The sequence below is a fragment of the Rossellomorea aquimaris genome (assembly GCF_001877785.1).
Classification (GTDB): Bacteria; Bacillota; Bacilli; order Bacillales; family Bacillaceae_B; genus Rossellomorea; species Rossellomorea aquimaris_A.
This window is the reverse complement of sequence record NZ_MINN01000074.1, coordinates 809,783-829,431: the sequence shown is the minus strand read 5'-3', so window position 1 is coordinate 829,431 and position 19,649 is coordinate 809,783. Positions and strand designations below refer to the sequence as shown.

The window sequence follows — 19,649 nt, the reverse complement described above, 5'->3', positions numbered from 1 at the left end:
ACGAAGACTCCCGCGGGAAGAGTAGCTTATAAGAAAAGCGGAAGGGCTATGCTCAGAGGCTTATGTATCTTATGCTTGTCTGGGCTGAACGAGCCGCCTCCGCTTTTCTGCCCGCAGGAACGCAGTGACGAGGAGGCTCACTGGCTACCCGCGGAAAGTGTAGTCTTGCACGGAAATCAACTGCGGTATAGAGAAGATTATTTATAAATTTGTGAAACAATAATAAATAAAAACAATTCACAATAAAATGAAAAATTCTAAAAAAAGGGTAGATAAATATTTCGAAAGCCGATATATTTAATAATACGTCGTTTTTACGCACCCAGGGGAAGGGAGAGGAATTATGGAAACATTTAAAAAACTAAAAGCCTATTATTGGCCCTATAAGAAGTACTTTTTCATTTCAATGTTCTTCTTATTATTTGTAACGGGAATCACCGTGGTATATCCAATCATCCTTCAAAAAACCATTGATGATGTCATTTTAAAAGGAAACTATAAATGGATCCCGTATCTTGCATTTGGATTCGTCGGCATCATGATTTTGAAGGGCATTACAACATTTGTTCAGCAGTATTGCGGGGACCTGTTTGGAATCACTTCCGTGTACAGACTCAGGAATGAATTATATGAAAAACTGCAATTCCTGCCATTCAGTTATTATGATAATGCAAAGACAGGGGATCTGATGTCACGCCTGACAGCAGACGTTGAATCATTCCGCTTTTTCCTGTCATTCGGTTTTACAGAACTTTTACGTTTCTTCCTATTAATCAGTGTCAGTTTTGGGGTCATGTTTTATTATTCTCCTTCATTAACGTTTGTGACACTGGTTTCACTGCCATTTCTGGCAATTGCCGTTTACAAGTTTGATAAAGCAGTCCATCCTGCCTTCAGGGGAATCCGAAAATCATTCGGGAAGTTGAATACGAATGTACAGGAGAATATCAGCGGGATCAATACAGTCAAGTCTCTTTCACGAGAAGACTTTCAGATCAATAAATTCAATTCTTCCAATGGAGACTACAAAGATAAGTATCTATTTACATCCGACATCTGGGCAAAATACTTTCCGTTAATGGAGTTCCTGGGAAATGTCAGTGTGGTCACACTTCTGGCATACGGCGGATACCTCGTTATGAACGGCGGTCTGCAGCCCGGCGAACTTGTGGCGTTCTACAGCCTGGTCTGGTATATCATCTGGCCGATCATGAACCTCGGATTCACCATAAATCTATTTTCACAATCAAAAGCCTCAGGGGAACGATTATTGGAAATCCTTGAAGTCGATGAAAAGATCAAAGACCATGACGAAGTGATCCATGTAGACAGAATGAGAGGTGAAGTGGAATTCAATCACGTATCCTTAAATTATACAGAACATGATGAAGCAGCCCTGGAGGATATCTCCTTCAAGGCCGGAAGCGGGAAAGTCATCGGGCTGATCGGGGGCACCGGATCAGGGAAAACGAGTATCACCCAGTTAATGACCCGGTTCTATGAACCTACTAATGGCGAAATACTCATTGACGGGAAGACGCTGGATGATTACTCTTTAAAATCACTGCGGAAGAATGTCGGGGTTGTACTTCAAGAGTCATTCCTGTTTTCATCAACGATCAAGGCGAACATTTCTTATGGCCGTCCTGAAGCCTCGATGGATGAAATCATTGAAGCAGCCAAGATGGCTCAGGCTCATGAATTCATCACCGAGCTTCCGGACGGTTATGATACAAGACTCGGGGAGAGGGGACTCGGCCTGTCCGGCGGGCAGAAACAGCGTATTGCCATCGCCCGCGCACTTTGCACAGATCCGTCTATCCTGATACTTGACGATGCAACGAGTGCGGTCGATATGGAAACAGAATTCAGAATCCAAAAAGCACTCAAAAACGTCATGTCCGACCGAACGACCTTTATCATTGCACATCGAATTTCCTCACTGAAACACGCCGATGAAATTCTTGTGCTGGAAAACGGGAAAATTGTCGAGAGGGGTGTCCATGACTTCCTTCTCAAAAACAATGGACCTTATCAGCGAATTTATGATATTCAATACAAAGACCAAAAAAAAATACTCCAGGCACAAGGAAGGTAGGTGAGGGGAATGAGTAAGAAAACGAAAGTGAATAAGAATGTCTTAAGCCGGTTTCATTATTCGACAGATCAGGTAATCGACAAGCCTTTCAACTGGGAACAGCTTTGGCGTTTGCTTACCTATTTAAAGCCATATTCGAAAAAACTGCTTCCCCTGTCGATCGTCACCGTCTTGATTACAACCGCGATACGGCTGATCATCCCGATCCTGATTGGTGTATACACGCTTGATAAAGCAATCCGGCAGAAAGACTCCACTCTTCTCTTTACACTGGTCGGAATCATCGCAGGGCTCTATGTCATCAATTATATTGCAAATGTCCTTAGGATCCGATGGATGAACCAGCTGGGGCAGGGAGTCATATATGACCTGAGGAAGCATTTGTTCAGTCACGTACAATGGCTTTCTCACCGCTTCTTCGACCAGCGATCGGCTGGTTCGATCCTTGTCAGGATCATGAATGACATCAATTCCCTTCAGGAACTGTTCACGAACGGGGTCATCAACCTTCTGATGGACATCATCCTGCTCGCCGGGATCATTGTCATCCTGTTCACACTCAGTCCTGAACTTACATTGGCCGTCATGGTCATTCTGCCGATCATGTTCTTCATATCCACCAGTCTGCGGAAAAAGATCCGCAGGTCCTGGCAGGATGTGAGGATCAAGCAGGCAAAACTTAATTCCCACTTGAATGAAAGCATACAAGGGATCCGCGTCACCCAATCATTCACGCAGGAAAAAGAAAACATGGCTTTCTTCGATGGAGTGAATACAGAAACTTACGACAGCTGGAAAACCGCCACAAAGAAAAATGCCATGTTCCGACCGATGGTAGAATTGACAAATGCCGTCGGTACAGCAGTGCTGATCTGGTATGGTACACATCTTATCCAGGGAGGCTCACTGGAACTTGGGGAGTTTGTTTCATTCGCCTTTTACCTTGGGATGTTCTGGGAACCGATTTCAAGGCTGGGCCAGGTATACAATCAGCTCTTGATCGGCATGGCATCATCCGAACGTATCTTTGAATTCCTCGATGAGCAGCCGATTGTCAATGAAAAACAAAACGCTGTCGAGTTGAATGATATCAAGGGAAGAATTCAATTTGAAGATGTGGAATTCTCCTACGATGATAAGAGAAAAGCGCTGCAAAGCATCAACCTTGAAATGAAGGCAGGACAGACCGTCGCATTGGTCGGCCACACCGGGTCGGGTAAAACAACCATTGCGAATCTGATCAGCCGTTTCTATGATCCTACAAAGGGAGAAGTCAAAATTGACGGTGTCAATCTGCGGGATGTGACCGTCTCGAGCCTGCGGAGCCAAATCAGCATTGTGCTTCAGGATACCTTTATCTTCTCCGGGACCATCAAGGATAACATCCGTTTCGGAAGACCGGATGCCACGGATGAGGAAGTCCGTGCGGCTGCAGAGGCCATAGGAGCGAACGAATTCATAGAGAAACTCTCAGCCGGCTACGAAACCGAAGTTGAAGAACGAGGGAACGTCTTATCCGTCGGAGAAAGACAGCTGCTGTCGTTCGCCCGCGCGCTGCTGGCAAATCCGCGGATCATCATACTGGATGAAGCCACAGCTTCCATCGACACGGAGACTGAAGTCAAGATTCAAAACGCATTGAAAAAGCTGCTGGCAGGACGAACGGCAATCATCATTGCCCACCGTCTATCGACCATCCGTGAATCCGACAACATCTTTGTGCTGGAACACGGCAAGATCAAAGAATCCGGCAATCATGATGAACTCATGGATCAAGAAGGCGATTATTACGAACTGGTGAAATCGCAGTTTAAGATGTTGGAGGCTATGTAGTTTCGGTTTGAATTGTGGTTTTGGGATAGGGACCCTGCATTTTTGTGCGGGGTTTTTATTTTGAGTGGAGCAGGGGTGTTGCGGAACTTGGCGGATTATGTCGAATTGTCGGTAAGTGTATGTTTTTTGTTGGTAAATACTGAAAAACGTTGATACCAGCCTCATTTTTGTTGGTAAATCCCAATATTTGTTGATAACGCTAAGTCCCCGTTCATTGTATCCGACAAACTCACTGATTCCACAATATCGTTGGAGGACCATTAATTTGGCCGCCTTGATCAGGCGGAGTTCTAACAAAAACCAGAATCATTTCACCAAAAATAAAGGGTTTTGCCAACAGTATGGAGAAAAAAGAAAACAAGTAAGGAAAAATTGAAATCAAAGGAGTGAAATAGTGATACTGAGAGAACGACCAATCCCCGAAACAATCCTATATAACGAAGCTGCATTAAAAAGACTCCCGCCCCTTTCCGACCTGCGCCCCAAACTTGAAGAATCCCTATTGAAAGCCTGGGCCGGCTATACAGGTGAGTGTAAAGTCGACCGTCTGTTGAGCATCATAGACAACAAGGAGTTATACATCATTCATGATTTATGCCTGCAAACAGGAAGTACCTATATTCAGATTGATACATTGATACTCACAAAACATTTGGCACTTATCCTTGAAATAAAAAACATTTCAGGCCGTATTGATTTTTCAAGGGAATTCGGTCAATTAGAAAGAACAATTAATGGAGAGATAACGGCCTTTCCCAGTCCAATCGCCCAGTGTAAAAAATACAAGATTCACTTGAAAAACTGGTTAAAGACAATGAAGCTTCCCAGCCTTCCCATAGAATTTTTAGTTGTTTTTACAAATTCCTCGTCAATACTCCCGGCATCTCCCCATGATACTGAAGTAGTTCATAGTGTGTTGAGGATAGAAAACCTGCTCCCTAAAATGCAGTAGCTGATGAATACCTTCAACACCCCCTTTCTAGAAGATAAGGAATTGAGACGCACTTCAAAATTACTCATAAAAGAGCATCGGCCATATCCAATCAATAAATACCAAACCGATTATGTAAAAGGTATAAAGTGTACGAGCTGTAAAGAGTTTTCAATGATCAGAAATAAGGCTTCCTGGCTTTGTGTTAAATGCAATTCATATGATAAAAGTGCCCATGTACAAACCTTAAATGATTTCTTTTTACTTATTGGTTCTGAAATTACAAATCATGATGTCAGGAATTTCCTCCGAATTTCATCGCCCCGCCTTGCTCAATATCTACTAAAATCTATGACTTTTATCCAAAGCGGTTCAGGTAGAGGGACTACGTATTCTCAGCCAAATTGACTTTCCATCTGAATGTAACAGATGTGTTTCTTCATATCCCATAAATTTATAAAGGGTAAGGAGCATCCCAAAACTGATTCCTTGCCCAACTCCCGCCTACCAACCTATACTATAACCAAACAAAAGTTTGTGAAATATGTCACAAAATGTACATGTTCAATACTTCACAAACTAGCGGATAGGTTTTATAATAACCATTAAGTGATAAATAGTAAGTATTCGCTATTAATTGGTAGGGGGATAAATTAATGGAATTAGATAGTGTGATATTAAGCAGAATGCTGACATCCACCACCCTTGCGTTTCATATTATTTTTGCAACGATCGGGGTAGGTGTGCCGATAATGATTTCGATTGCCGAGTTCATGGGGATCAAGCGGAATGATCCTCATTACACCTTATTGGCAAGAAGATGGGCGCGTGGATTTACGATCACGGTTGCTGTAGGGGTAGTCACAGGTACGGCGATAGGACTTCAGCTGTCGATGCTTTGGCCTGCTTTCATGCAGGTTGCGGGACAGGTTATTGCGCTTCCGCTGTTTTTGGAAACATTCGCGTTTTTCTTTGAGGCAATCTTCCTGGGAATCTATTTATATACGTGGGACCGTTTCAAGAACAAATGGATTCACTGGCTGTTGACGATTCCGGTCATGATCGGGTCTTCTGCTTCTGCGTTGTTCATTACGACCGTGAATGCTTTCATGAATACGCCTCAGGGGTTTGAACTGAGTGATGGGAAAGCGATCAATATCGATCCGATTGCTGCCATGTTGAACCCGGCCACACCGACGAAAGTTTTCCATGTGCTGACAACGGCCTATCTGACATCAGCATTGATTTTGGCTGGTATCACGGCCTTTACGATTTTAAAGAAAAAGGGAAGTGAGTATCATAGGAAGGCTCTGCGCTTGACGATGGTATCTGCCCTTATTTTTGCATTTGCTACAGCGTTGGCAGGAGATCTTTCAGCAAAATTCCTTGCTGAGTATCAGCCTGAAAAACTGGCTGCAGCAGAATGGCATTTCGATACAGAAAAAAATGCAGACTTGATTGTATTCGGTACGCTGGATGAAAACAATGAGGTTCATAACGAGATAAGGCTGCCCGGATTCCTCAGCTTCCTGGCAGGAAGTTCGTTCGACCATGAAGTAATCGGTTTGAATGAGACGCCGGAGGATGAAAGGCCGCCGTTGTGGATTCATTATTTGTTTGATGGCATGGTCTCCATAGGATTTTTCAGTATTTTCATTTCAGGTTTGTTCATTCTCTTCTGGAAATGGAAAAAGCGGAACGAATGGAATAAGCCGCTTTTATGGGGAATCGTTGCCAGCGGTCCGCTCGCCATGCTGGCAATTGAGTTCGGTTGGATTTATGCGGAGGTCGGCCGCCAGCCGTGGATCTTGAGAGGATATATGAAAGTTGCGGATGCATCAACTAAGGCAGATGGTGTCGGTTTGACTTTCATGATGTTTGTCGCACTTTACATTCTGCTCGGTATTCTATGTGTTGTAGTGTTAATCAAGATGTTCAAGGATAAACCGGCTGAAGCGGAGTTGGAACAACGGTTTCCTGAACGGACAAAATAACCCTGACAAGCCACTTTAGCAATATGAAGGGGCACCATGCAAGGGTGTGAGAGGGAGGAATGGCTATGAGTTTGGAAATAGTGGGAATCACGGTTTTGTGGATTTTCCTTTATGGTTATCTGATTGTGGCATCCATCGATTTTGGTGCCGGGTTCTTCGCTTTTTATGGAAGGCTGAAGAATAAGGAGCACACATTGAATGTTCTGATCAGCCGCTACCTGTCACCAGTTTGGGAGGTGACGAATGTTTTCTTTGTATTCTTTTTTGTGGGGCTTGTTGGATTTTTTCCCGATGCAGCCTATTATTACGGGACAGCGCTATTGATTCCGGGGAGTATTGGTATTATCCTGCTTGCTATACGGGGGAGTTTTTATGCCTTCAATAATTATGGTTCCAAGGAAAATATCATTTATCTTTTCCTCTATGGTGCTACAGGATTATTGATTCCCGCGTCGCTATCTACAGCTTTGACAATTTCTGAAGGAGGTTTCCTCAGAGTCACGGACGGAAATGTGGAATTCCTGGCAGGAGAACTGTTTACAAGCCCTTATTCCTGGAGCGTAGTCGTATTGTCGATTGTTTCAGTTTTGTTTATAAGTGCCGCCTTTTTGACTTACTACGCAGATCGTGCGGGGGATATTGATTCAAGGGAGGTATTGAGGAAGTTTTCGTTATTCTGGAGTCCTCCTACTATCCTTGCAAGTTTTTTAGTATTTGTCGGACTGAGGGAACATAATCAGGAACACTTCACAAATGCGCTTGATATCTGGTGGATGTTCGGGCTGTCACTTCTCAGTTTCCTCACGGCGTCGTTTTTGATTTACAAACGAAAGAAATTCGGGACCGCATTTGTGCTTGTGATGCTTCAGTTCTTCTTTGCATTCTTCGGTTACGGAGCATCCCACTTACCTTATATCTTGAAGCCTTATATTACGATTGAATCAAGTGTAACCAATCCGGCGATGGGAATGGCGCTCGTTATTGCGTTTGTGGCAGGACTTCTTCTGCTCATTCCGTCACTGATTTTGTTGATGAGGTTGTTCTTATTTGATGCGGACTACGTGAAAGGTAAAAAATAGCCAGGCAAGCAAAAGAGGAGAATCACTTACGAACTTTATGATTCTCCTTTTTTTCAATTCAATAATCGAATTCCCGATATACTTCATGGTAAAATAAAAACAAGTTACTGGAAAATCTGGGGGAATGAAGATGAAAAAAGAATTTGTGGTAATCGGGTTGGGCCGGTTCGGCGGAAGCATCGTGCGGTCTCTTACCGAACAGGGGATGGAAGTGATGGCCATCGACCAGGACGAAGACAAGGTCAACGAATTTTCATCCATTGCTTCTCACGCTGTTATGGCTGATTCAACGGATGAATCGGTATTGAAAAGTCTTGGCATCAAAAATTTCGACCATGTAATCGTAGCGATCGGGGATGACATTCAGTCCAGTATTTTGACAACGCTTATGCTAAAAGAAATAGGTGTAAAAAAGATAACAGTGAAGGCGCAAAATGATTATCATGAAAAAGTACTGAGGAAAATAGGGGCGAACCAGGTCGTTCATCCTGAAAGGGATATGGGGCGGAGGATTGCTCACAATATTGTATCGAATAATGTGCTGGATTATCTTGAACTGTCAGATGAACACTCGATTGTCGAAATTGTCGCCAATGATCATCTGGCGGGAAATACGCTGAGCAGCCTTGATATACGTGCGAGATACGGTATAAATATAGTAGCAGTTAAACGTGACCGTGACATCATTGTTTCCCCGCAGGCTGACGAAGAAATTAGAGTGGGGGATATCTTGATTGTGATTGGGGCGGATTCAGATATCAACCGGTTCGAAAAGAAGGTATTTTCGGTCTAAGAGCAAGGAGTAACCCATAAAGGAAAGGAAAAGGCACAGAGTAAATTCACTCTGTGCCTTTTTAATATTATACTTCCATGATGATCGGCAGGATCATTGGACGACGTTTTGTTTTTTCGTATAAGAATGGAGCCAAGGTATCAGTGATTTCATTCTTTATTTCAGACCATTGTGATGTTCTTCTTTCCAGGACTTTGTTTAAATGCTTGGCAATCAGATTCTGTGCTTCATTGATAAGATCGCCGGATTCACGCATATAAACGAATCCTCTGGAAATCAGGTCAGGGCCTGAAGCGATTTTGAATTCTTTCATATCGATACTTACGACTACGATGACAAGCCCTTCCTCAGAAAGGATGCGTCGGTCACGCAATACGATGTTACCGATGTCCCCGATTCCGCTTCCATCTATATAGACATTGCCAGAAGGGATTTTACCTGCTACCTGTGCAGAGTCATTGCTTAATGCAAGCACCTCACCATTGTCCATGATGAAGCAGTTTTCTTCACGTACGCCGCAGTCGACACCGAGCTGGGCATGCATTTTCTGCATCCTGAACTCACCGTGGATCGGCATGAAGAAGGTCGGGTTCATCAGGCGCAGCATCAATTTCATTTCTTCCTGCCCGCCGTGCCCGGATGTATGAATGTCATTTAAAGGACCGTGAATCACTTCGGCGCCGGCACGGAACAGCATATTGATGGTACGGTTTACACTGATCGTGTTTCCAGGGATAGGCGAAGATGAGAATACGACTGTGTCGCCTGGCTGGATTTGAATCTGGCGGTGAGTGCCATTTGCAATCCTTGATAAAGCTGCCATCGGCTCACCTTGAGAACCGGTACATAGTATCGCGACTTCATTCGCAGGCAGACGATTGATCTGATTGTGTTCGATAAATGTATCTTTAGGTGCTCTGATATAACCTAATTCCTGTCCGATCGTAATGGCTGCTTCCATACTGCGGCCGAAAACGGCAACTTTACGGTTATGGTATACAGCTGCTTCCACCACCTGCTGAAGACGGTGGATGTTTGAAGCAAATGTAGCAAAGATAACACGTCCGTCAACTTTACGGAAGATATCATTGATGCTTTCTCCGACTTTGCGTTCAGACATTGTAAAGTTTGGAACTTCAGCGTTTGTACTGTCAGACAGCAGGCATAGCACGCCTTCTTTTCCGATTTCAGCCATTTTGGCGAGGTTCGCGGGCTCGCCGACCGGTGTGAAATCGAATTTGAAGTCTCCAGTGTGAACGACATTCCCCGGTGGTGTCTTAACAACGATTCCATAAGAATCGGGAATGCTGTGAGTTGTCCTGAAAAACGTGACGGATGTTTTTCGGAACTTGATCACATCATCTTCTTGGATGACATTCAGCTTGGCATTTCTCAATAAACCGTGTTCCTCGAGTTTATTTTTGATCAGACCGAGAGCAAGTTTGCCTCCGTAAATCGGAATATTTAATTCCCGGAGGAGGTAGGGGATCCCGCCGATATGGTCTTCGTGACCATGAGTGACGAAAAGTCCTTTAATCTTATCCGCATTTTTTACAAGGTATGTGTAATCAGGGATTACATAATCAATACCGAGCAACTCATCTTCGGGGAACTTGATTCCCGCATCGATTAAAATGATTTCATCTTGAAATTGTACGCCGTATGTGTTTTTACCGATTTCACCTAAACCGCCAAGGGCAAATACTGCGGTTTGGTCATTCTTTACAAATTTCATGGGTTTATTTCTCCAGCTCGAAAGATTCGTGGTTTTGCTCGTACTGTAAAAAAGCGCCCTCTAGCTTCTGTACGAATTCGATGTTGTAAGGTTTGTCTTTAAGTTTTAGGCGTACTTCTCTTTCTGATTCTGCTTCCATGTAAAGTGAATTTGTGCATTCGCGAACAGGCACTTCAGCTTTACTGTCTTGATAAAATACTTTGAAAATCATGTTTTTTCTCTCTCCTTATCCGTTTTCAAAAAATCTAACTTTCATCTATGATAAAAAAGTTATCAACTACATCCGCAGGGCAGGCAGAAACCTGCCTCTCATTCAAAGGGATATCCCTTTTAGTCTTTCTATAAATAAACAATAATAAAATGTAATCTACAATGATAGTATTGATTATGTATGTTTTGATTATAAAGGATTCTTGTAAGTAAATAAAGTTTAACGGAGAACCCCTGCTGAAAATAAGAGAGGGACCGAAACCAAAGGAGACGAATAAAGTGCTCGCAATTGGCATCAGTCCCTAAACGTATCACATTCTTTTTTATCTGCAAGAAACTAGTGTAAAAGGGAGTCAGTCTAAGCAATTGTTTTTCTTCTGAGAATATCTTTCCACTGTTTTAAGAGCTTTTTCCTCAGCTTCTTTAACATATGGCTCACTCCTTATTATTAGTTTACCGAGAATGTGCAGTGAAGTAAAGGTGCAATCAAGCTAACGTCTCTATTGTCTTACTTATAGTGTACGGAATTTTTAGATTCTCTTACATGGATAAGTATGGTAATGGCGGGTTGTTCAATGGTTTGACAATTGATTTTGAAAGGTTTACGTTATTTAACGAATATTTTAAAAGAGGTAAAAGGAGATCAGATATGAAAAAAATAGTTTTCTTTGATATAGATGGAACATTACTCGATCATGATAAAAAACTGCCTGATGCGACAAAAGAGGCGATAAAGACCCTTCAGGATAACGGAACGTATGTAGCCATTGCGACAGGAAGGGCTCCTTTCATGTATGAGGGGTTAAGAGAAGAGCTCGGAATTGAATCATTTGTATCGTTCAACGGGCAATATGTCGTCTTCGAAAATCAAGTAATCTATACAAACCCCCTTAATGTCGGAAAGTTGGAGGAACTGCTCGAAGACAGCAAAAGAAGTGAACATCCTGTCGTTCATCTGAACCATGAAACGATGAAAGCGAACCATGAGCACCATCCTTTTATTGAAGAAAGCATGGGCAGCCTGAAATTTCCTCATCCGGGGTATTCACCCGAATTCTACAAAGGCCGCGATATTTATCAGTCGCTGTTATTCTGTACCGAAGAAGAGGAGGATTTCTACAGGGGAAAGTATAAGGAATTCACCTTCATCCGCTGGCATCAGTATTCAATGGATATCCTCCCTGCCGGCGGTTCGAAAGCTGAAGGAATCAAGAAAATGATTGATCGCCTCGGCTTCAAGATGGAAGATGTTTATGCATTTGGAGACGGCCTTAATGATATCGAGATGCTCCAATCTGTAGGAACCGGGGTTGCGATGGGCAACGCTGTTACCGAAGTGCAGAAGCATGCAAATCTGGTAACAAAGCCTGTCGATGAAGATGGAATCTACTTCGGTCTTAAAGAACTTCAACTAATATAAATTCAAAAGGACGCATCCAGACCTGGATGCGTCCTTGCATTTACCCTGGAGCATAAATGCCGTGACTGCAGAGCTTTATGAGTTACCTTTCGATGGCCAGCGCCCCCGGAATCGGTTCGAAAGGATTGTCCTCATTGATATGATCGTAAAACATGATCCCGTTCAAGTGGTCAATTTCATGTTGGAATACGATGGCTGGAAGGCCTTTCAGTCTCAGCTTCACTTCTTCTCCGTCGATGTTCCATCCCTTCACGGTTACGCGTGCATAACGAGGGACAAGTCCCGGAACCTGGCGATCGACTGATAAACAGCCTTCTCCGGAAGTAAGATATGCCTTTTCTACGGAATGACTGATAATCTTAGGGTTGAATAGAGCATGGCTGTACAGTGTCCCTTTTTCATCGATGACATTTACAGCGAGCATTCTCTTTGGAACGTTAATCTGGGGCGCGGCCAGGCCGATTCCAGGTCTTAGGCCATATTTGCTTGAAATTTCCGGGTCCTGACTGTTGACCACGTATTCCAGCAGACTTCTCAGTACCTCTTTGTCTTCTTCCGAGGGGGGCAGCGCTACTTCTTCAGCCACTATGCGGAGAGTGGGATGCCCTTCACGGATGATGTCCTTCATCGCTATCATAAATCTTCCTCCTTACAACAAACAGCGGCGCTGTATAAACAGTGATTTTTTATGCTTAGTAAGAATATATGTATTTACACCTAATAAGATATACCAATATGCATAAATTAAGTCTAGCATTTTCTGAGAGAAAAGTTAACAGAACAGTACTGAGAAATGGCGGAATACTTTGAAGGGCCAGTACATATTTATGTGTATGGGAGAATAGTTCAATCGACAAAATTTTCCACAGTTGTAAATCCCTATTGTCAAATGTTGTAGACGGATATATAGTAGAAGATGTTATATAGTTAAGGGGGATCTAGTTGTGTCGAAATTTCGTTTTGCTTTCGTTTTAGGAGCAGCCATTTTTATTTTGATGGGATGTATAGGGGGAGATTCTCCCGAGGAGAATATCTATAATGTCCTGGAAGAAACCGTAGCCAAGGAAGAACAATATGTTGAAGTACAGAAACCGATCCAGGGACTGGAAAAGAAAGAGAAAGAAATCTATAGCGAGATCATGAACCTGGGAATGAAAGAGTTTGATAAAATAGTCAAACTTTCTGATGACGCTCTTAAAAACATTTCAGAACGTACAAATTATATTGAGAAAGAACGTAAAGCAATGAAGGAAGCGAAAGAAACATTTTCTGACCTAAATGGATTTATTACTGAATTAGATGATAAAAAGCTGAAAGACGAAGCCGGTAAATTGGAAGATACAATGAAGGACCGCTATAAGCTCCATAAAGAGCTTACGGATTCATACTTGGATGCATTATCAAAGGATAAAAAACTATATGAATTATTCAAGAATAAAGAATTGACTATGGAAGAAATGGAGAAACAAATCACTTCCATTAATGAAGCATATGAAAAAACAATAGAGTTGAATAAAGAATTTAATACCTCAACTGAACAATACAACAATTTAAAACAAGGTTTTTATTCAACTGCCGGAATAGAAGTGGAATAAAAAATTGATTGAAACGGGTAGAAAGGCAGCGGACTGCAGTCCGCTGCTTTTTTTGTTTATATAAAGTTTTGTATGTTTACTCTATAACAGAAGATAAGGACGAGTAGTTTATATATAACAGATGACGTTGACTAACTAATACAGTTTTTTCAAAAAAGATTTCTTATCCATATGATCAATTGAAAGTATATTGAATTTATAATACTTTGTCGTTGACGAGATGTTTTTTTATATTGTAAACTATGAATGGTAGCAAAAGTTGTATTAGTGAAAGTGTAAAACAAACTAATACAGATAACCTAATATGCAAATTTGGGTTTTCTTTCTTATTATTTGTGGAAAACTATCTACAATGTGATTCGCAAGTATTATGGTAGGTCATACTGAATTTGGGTAATCTAAACTTTGTATGTAAAAAACCAAAATAAATGTAAACAGAAAGGATAGGTGACTTCGATGGCTTCTAAATCAAAGAAGGCACAATTCGATGCAGTTAAAACGCTCGAACAGATTGAAGACAAGTTTGAAATGTTTCAAATTTTAAACGAAGAAGGCGAAGTAGTAAACGAAGACGCAATGCCTGAAATTTCCGATGAGGACCTTCAGGAATTAATGCGCCGCATGGTTTACACTCGTATTCTCGATCAAAGATCAATTTCCCTGAATCGTCAAGGACGTTTAGGTTTCTATGCACCAACGGCAGGGCAGGAAGCTTCACAGATTGCTTCTCACTTTGCACTTGAGAAAGAGGACTGGATCCTTCCGGGTTACCGTGATGTACCTCAAATCGTATGGCATGGTCTTCCGTTATACCAAGCCTTTTTATTTTCACGCGGACACTTCAAAGGCAACCAGCCTCCTGAAGGCGTAAATGTATTGTCTCCTCAAATCATCATCGGTGCTCAATACATCCAGACTGCAGGCGTGGCTCTTGGTCTTAAGAAGCGCGGAAAGAAAGCAGTTGCCATCACTTATACAGGAGACGGCGGATCTTCACAAGGTGATTTCTATGAAGGAATCAACTTTGCAGGTTCTTATTCAGCTCCGGCAATTTTCGTTGTACAAAACAATCAATTCGCGATTTCCACACCTCGTGACAAGCAGACTGCGGGTAAGACAATCGCTCAAAAAGCAGTTGCTGCAGGGATCCCTGGTATCCTGGTGGATGGAATGGATCCATTGGCTGTTTACGCTGCTACTCGTGAAGCGAGAGAGCGTGCGGTCAACGGTGAAGGACCTTCATTGATTGAAACAATGTGCTACCGTTATGGTCCGCATACAATGGCAGGGGACGACCCTACACGCTATCGTACTTCAGAAATGGATACTGACTGGGAGAAGAAAGATCCATTGGTGCGTTTCCGCAAGTTCCTTGAAGCAAAAGGCTTATGGAGCGAAGAGAAAGAAAATGAAGTAATCGAAGAAGCAAAAGAAGATATCAAGCAAGCAATCAAGAAAGCTGATGGAGAGCCAAAACAAAAAGTTACTGATTTCATCAATAACATGTTTGAAGAGCTTCCATATAACCTAAAAGAACAATTAGAAATTTATACAGAGAAGGAGTCGAAATAAGCCATGGCGCAAATGACAATGATTCAAGCGATCACTGATGCACTGCGCACAGAACTGCGTAACAACGAAGACGTATTAGTTTTTGGTGAAGACGTAGGTCTTAACGGCGGTGTTTTCCGTGCAACGGAAGGACTTCAGAAAGAATTCGGTGAAGACCGTGTATTCGATACACCACTTGCAGAATCCGGAATCGGCGGTTTAGCGATCGGACTTGCATTGGAAGGATTCCGTCCAGTTCCTGAAATTCAATTCTTCGGTTTCGTTTACGAAGTGATGGATTCAATCTCGGGCCAAATGGCGCGTATGCGTTACCGTTCAGGCGGAACTTACACTGCACCGATCACTGTTCGTTCACCATTCGGCGGCGGGGTACATACTCCTGAGCTGCATGCAGACAGCTTGGAAGGTTTAATGGCACAACAGCCAGGTCTTAAAGTTGTTATCCCATCAACACCTTATGATGCAAAAGGGCTGCTGATTTCATCTATCCGTGATAATGATCCGGTTATTTTCCTTGAGCACATGAAGTTATACCGTTCATTCCGTCAGGAAGTTCCTGAAGAGGAATATACAATTGAACTTGGTAAAGCGGAAGTGAAACGTGAAGGTAAAGATCTATCCATCATTACTTACGGGGCTATGGTACATGAATCTATCAAAGCTGCTGAAGAACTTGAAAAAGAAGGATATTCAGTTGAAGTTGTCGATCTGCGTACTGTAAGTCCTCTTGATATTGACACAATCATGGCTTCTGTCGAAAAGACAAACCGTGCAATTGTCGTACAAGAAGCTCAAAAGCAGGCAGGCATCGCTTCGAATGTAGTTGCAGAAATCAATGACCGTGCAATCCTAAGCCTTGAAGCACCTGTGCTTCGCGTAACAGCACCGGATACTGTGTACTCTTTCTCTCAAGCAGAACCTGTATGGCTTCCAAACCATAAGGATGTTATCGAAACTGCCAAGAAAGTACTTGAATTTTAATTAATCGATCAAAGGAAATAGAAGGGTTCTTTCCCTTCTCTTTTCCCATTTAAATAGAGAAAATAGACAGAAAACAAAAACATTCATCTATATCATTATTCAATACAGGAGGTAGAATCCATGTCTTTCGAATTCAAATTACCGGACATTGGTGAAGGTATCCATGAAGGTGAAATCGTTAAGTGGTTTGTTAAACCCGGCGATAAAGTAGAAGAAGACGATGTACTATGTGAAGTCCAAAATGATAAAGCAGTAGTTGAAATTCCATCTCCAGTTGCCGGTACGGTAGAAGAGCTGCTGGTTGATGAAGGCACTGTAGCAGTAGTCGGTGACACATTGATCAAGTTCGATGCACCTGGGTATGAGGATCTTCAATTCAAAGGAAGCGACAGCGAAAGCAGCAAGAAGGAAGAAGCTAAAGCGGAAGAAAAAACAGAAGGCCAGGTTCAAGGTACAGCGGAACAAGGTCAGAATGTTGATAAAGACGCTTCTCCTGAAGCTGAACAAGAAAAAGCAGCAGACGCAGACGTTGATCCTAACAAACGTGTGATCGCGATGCCATCTGTCCGTAAATATGCAAGAGAGAATGGTGTTGAAATCCGCCAGGTTTCAGGTTCAGGTAAAAACGGACGTGTCCTGAAAGAAGATATCGATTCATTCTTAAGCGGCGGCGGAGCGAAAGCTGAATCCCCTGCTGCAGAGGAAAAAGCAGAACAAACACCTGCCAAAGAAGAAGGGAAAGCGGCTGCCCCTAAAGCACCGGAAGGAGAATTCCCTGAAACTCGCGAGAAGATGAGCGGAATGCGTAAAGCAATCGCAAAAGCGATGGTTAATTCCAAGCACACTGCACCTCACGTTACACTTATGGATGAAGTTGACGTGACGAAGCTTTGGGCACACCGTAAAAAATTCAAGGAAGTTGCAGCGGAAAAAGGTGTGAAATTGACTTTCTTGCCATATATCGTAAAAGCCTTGACAAGCGCATTGCGTGAGTTCCCGGCATTGAATACATCCATTGATGATTCTACTAGCGAAATCGTACAAAAACATTATTACAATATCGGTATCGCGGCTGACACTGACAAAGGGCTGTTAGTACCTGTCGTGAAAAATGCTGATCGTAAATCAATGTTCTCTATTTCCAATGAAATCAATGAACTTGCAGGCAAAGCACGTGACGGCAAGCTTTCAGGTGACGAAATGAAAGGTGCATCATGCACAATCACCAATATCGGTTCTGCCGGCGGTCAATGGTTCACTCCTGTTATCAACCATCCAGAAGTTGCAATCCTTGGAGTTGGCCGTATCGCTGAGAAACCTGTAGTTAAAAATGGTGAAATTGTAGCAGCACCTGTGTTAGCATTATCATTGAGCTTCGATCACCGTATGATTGATGGAGCTACTGCTCAACATGCACTTAACCACATTAAGCGTTTGTTGAACGATCCAGAATTATTATTAATGGAGGCGTAATGAGATGGTAGTAGGAGATTTCCCAATTGAAACAGATACTATTGTAGTCGGTTCAGGTCCTGGAGGATACGTTGCGGCGATCCGTGCAGCACAGCTTGGACAAAAGGTAACGATCATCGAAAAAGAGAACATGGGCGGCGTTTGCTTGAACGTAGGCTGTATCCCATCAAAAGCCCTTATCACTGCGGGACACCGTTTTCATCAAGCCCAGCATTCAGATGATATGGGGATCGTTGCAGAGAACGTAAAAGTTAACTTTGACAAGGTCCAAGAATGGAAAGCTGGCGTAGTTAAGAAGCTTACCGGCGGTGTTGAAGGACTTCTAAAAGGAAACAAAGCGGAAATCGTTCGCGGAGAAGCTTATCTTGTAGACCAAAACACTCTGCGTGTGATGGATGATAACTCTGCGCAAACATATAAATTCAACAACTTGATCCTTGCGACCGGATCACGCCCGATTGAAATTCCAAGCTTCAAGTTCTCTAAACGCGTTCTTGATTCAACTGGTGCTTTGGCGCTTGAGGAAGTACCAGGCAAGCTCGTTGTCATCGGCGGAGGTTACATCGGTACAGAGCTTGGAACTGCATATGCCAACCTCGGTTCTGAAGTGACAATCCTTGAGGGTGCTGACGATATCCTTGGCGGATTCGAAAAGCAATTGACATCAGTTGTCAAAAAAGGCCTTAAGAAAAAAGGCGTTGAAGTAGTCACGAAAGCAATGGCTAAAGGCGTTGACGAAAGTGACAGCGGCGTAGTCGTTAAATACGAAGTGAACGGTGAAGAGAAATCAGTGGAAGCAGATTATGTGCTTGTCACAGTGGGACGCCGTCCAAATACTGATGAAATCGGTCTTGAAGAAGTAGGAATTGAAATGTCAGACCGCGGTGTTATCAAAATTGATAAACAATGCCGTACAAACATTCCTAACATCTTTGCGATTGGTGATATCGTTGATGGACCACCACTTGCTCATAAAGCATCTTATGAAGGTAAAATCGCTGCTGAGGTAATTGCTGGTGAGCCGGCTGAAATCGATTACCTTGGAATTCCTGCGGTTTGCTTCACAGACCCGGAACTTGCAACAGTAGGCTATTCTGAAGCTGAAGCAAAAGAAGAAGGAATTGAAGTGGTTGCAGCTAAATTCCCATTTGCTGCAAATGGTCGTGCTTTGGCCCTTAATTCTTCTGAAGGCTTCATGAAGCTTGTGACTCGCAAAGAAGACGGTCTTATCATTGGAGCACAAATCGTAGGTGCCGGCGCATCTGACATGATCGCTGAACTTGGTCTTGCGATTGAATCCGGCATGACGGCTGAAGACGTTGCGATGACAATCCATGCTCACCCTACCCTTGGTGAGATTTCAATGGAAGCAGCAGAAGTTGCGATGGGAAGCCCAATCCACATTGTAAAATAATGACCAATAAAAATGACCCTCCATCTGAGAGGGTCATTTTTTTATATAGGGAAATAAGTTCACTGGCTGCATACGGCTGGTTCAAACAAACTCACCATTTACTGATAGCATGGGAAACGGATTTAACGATCTGATTTTTATGTGCCTTCCCCGTGATTTTTGTGACAACCTGATTGTTATCTACAACGACAATGGCAGGATAAGCAGTGGATTGGACCTTTGGATTCGATTTGTCAGAATTGAAATTTACGACTTCAAGGTATTTTAAGTCTTCGGGGTACTCATTCTTAAGCTCAATGATGGCATCATAGTATGCGACTTCTTTTGAAATATTGCGTTCATCTGAAAAAAATATGATTTGCCTTTCAATGAATCGATCCTCTGCCAACACTACTTTATCTGCAGCCAGATCATTGCATGAAGTGAGAAGCAAGGCTGTCGATGCCAGCATTAACAAGGTAAGTAAATGTTTCATACATCATCCTCTTTTCTTAGTGATGCACCATGAACGTAAGTAATCA

16 protein-coding genes are annotated in these 19,649 nt (G+C 42.8%); 12 read left to right on the top strand and 4 right to left on the bottom strand.

Annotation, left to right across the window (positions count from 1 at the left end; translation table 11 throughout):
• Positions 1-343: 343 nt before the first annotated feature.
• The 6 genes from BHE18_RS07980 to BHE18_RS07955 all read left to right on the top strand — a co-directional run bounded on the left by BHE18_RS07980 (position 344) and on the right by BHE18_RS07955 (position 8,728).
• Positions 344-2,098, top strand: coding sequence for an ABC transporter ATP-binding protein (locus BHE18_RS07980; RefSeq protein ID WP_071618038.1), 1,755 nt, complete (start codon positions 344-346; stop codon positions 2,096-2,098).
• 9 nt (positions 2,099-2,107) lie between these two features.
• Positions 2,108-3,931: an ABC transporter ATP-binding protein gene (locus BHE18_RS07975; RefSeq protein ID WP_071618037.1), complete on the top strand. Its 1,824-nt coding sequence runs from the start codon at positions 2,108-2,110 to the stop codon at positions 3,929-3,931.
• A gap of 394 nt (positions 3,932-4,325) precedes the next feature.
• Positions 4,326-4,883: a nuclease-related domain-containing protein gene (locus BHE18_RS07970; RefSeq protein ID WP_071618036.1), complete on the top strand. Its 558-nt coding sequence runs from the start codon at positions 4,326-4,328 to the stop codon at positions 4,881-4,883.
• Between the two features lie 635 nt (positions 4,884-5,518).
• Complete coding sequence (locus tag BHE18_RS07965) at positions 5,519-6,856, top strand: cytochrome ubiquinol oxidase subunit I (RefSeq protein ID WP_071618035.1); 1,338 nt, start codon at positions 5,519-5,521, stop codon at positions 6,854-6,856.
• Positions 6,857-6,921: 65 nt separating this feature from the next.
• Complete coding sequence (locus BHE18_RS07960) at positions 6,922-7,935, top strand: cytochrome d ubiquinol oxidase subunit II (protein WP_071618034.1); 1,014 nt, start codon at positions 6,922-6,924, stop codon at positions 7,933-7,935.
• 130 nt (positions 7,936-8,065) lie between these two features.
• Positions 8,066-8,728, top strand: a complete 663-nt coding sequence (locus tag BHE18_RS07955) for a potassium channel family protein (protein WP_071618033.1) — start codon at positions 8,066-8,068, stop codon at positions 8,726-8,728.
• A 67-nt stretch (positions 8,729-8,795) separates the two neighbouring features.
• Here BHE18_RS07955 and rnjA read toward each other — a convergent pair whose 3' ends face one another.
• Together rnjA and BHE18_RS07945 are read right to left on the bottom strand one after the other, a co-directional pair.
• On the bottom strand, positions 8,796-10,463 hold the full coding sequence (gene rnjA / locus BHE18_RS07950; RefSeq protein ID WP_071618032.1) for a ribonuclease J1: 1,668 nt from the start codon (positions 10,461-10,463) through the stop codon (positions 8,796-8,798).
• A 4-nt stretch (positions 10,464-10,467) separates the two neighbouring features.
• Complete coding sequence (locus tag BHE18_RS07945) at positions 10,468-10,674, bottom strand: DNA-dependent RNA polymerase subunit epsilon (protein WP_071618031.1); 207 nt, start codon at positions 10,672-10,674, stop codon at positions 10,468-10,470.
• A gap of 648 nt (positions 10,675-11,322) precedes the next feature.
• On the opposite strand from BHE18_RS07945, the gene BHE18_RS07940 reads away from it, so the two are divergent.
• The gene (locus BHE18_RS07940) at positions 11,323-12,093 is read left to right on the top strand and encodes a Cof-type HAD-IIB family hydrolase (RefSeq protein ID WP_071618030.1); all 771 of its coding nucleotides are present in this window, start codon (positions 11,323-11,325) and stop codon (positions 12,091-12,093) included.
• Between the two features lie 82 nt (positions 12,094-12,175).
• On the opposite strand, the gene def is transcribed toward BHE18_RS07940, so the two are convergent.
• Positions 12,176-12,730 (bottom strand): peptide deformylase, encoded by a 555-nt coding sequence (gene def / locus BHE18_RS07935; RefSeq protein WP_071618029.1) that lies wholly within the window; start codon positions 12,728-12,730, stop codon positions 12,176-12,178.
• 307 nt (positions 12,731-13,037) lie between these two features.
• Between def and BHE18_RS07930 the strand changes: the two genes are divergently transcribed.
• The 5 genes from BHE18_RS07930 to lpdA all read left to right on the top strand — a co-directional run bounded on the left by BHE18_RS07930 (position 13,038) and on the right by lpdA (position 19,128).
• A complete protein-coding gene (locus BHE18_RS07930; protein ID WP_083573661.1) occupies positions 13,038-13,688 on the top strand; it encodes a YkyA family protein in 651 nt (216 codons plus the stop codon).
• A 456-nt stretch (positions 13,689-14,144) separates the two neighbouring features.
• Entirely contained in the window at positions 14,145-15,260 is a 1,116-nt protein-coding gene (gene pdhA / locus BHE18_RS07925) for a pyruvate dehydrogenase (acetyl-transferring) E1 component subunit alpha (RefSeq protein ID WP_071618028.1), read from the top strand.
• 3 nt (positions 15,261-15,263) lie between these two features.
• The gene (locus BHE18_RS07920) at positions 15,264-16,241 is read left to right on the top strand and encodes an alpha-ketoacid dehydrogenase subunit beta (RefSeq protein WP_071618027.1); all 978 of its coding nucleotides are present in this window, start codon (positions 15,264-15,266) and stop codon (positions 16,239-16,241) included.
• A 120-nt stretch (positions 16,242-16,361) separates the two neighbouring features.
• Positions 16,362-17,714 carry a dihydrolipoamide acetyltransferase family protein gene (locus BHE18_RS07915; protein WP_071618026.1) on the top strand — a complete coding sequence of 451 codons (1,353 nt, stop codon included), beginning with the start codon at positions 16,362-16,364 and terminating at the stop codon, positions 17,712-17,714.
• A gap of 4 nt (positions 17,715-17,718) precedes the next feature.
• Positions 17,719-19,128: a dihydrolipoyl dehydrogenase gene (gene lpdA / locus BHE18_RS07910; RefSeq protein WP_071618025.1), complete on the top strand. Its 1,410-nt coding sequence runs from the start codon at positions 17,719-17,721 to the stop codon at positions 19,126-19,128.
• 91 nt (positions 19,129-19,219) lie between these two features.
• On the opposite strand, the gene BHE18_RS07905 is transcribed toward lpdA, so the two are convergent.
• Positions 19,220-19,603 (bottom strand): hypothetical protein, encoded by a 384-nt coding sequence (locus tag BHE18_RS07905; protein WP_071618024.1) that lies wholly within the window; start codon positions 19,601-19,603, stop codon positions 19,220-19,222.
• Between the last annotated feature and the right edge of the window lie 46 nt (positions 19,604-19,649).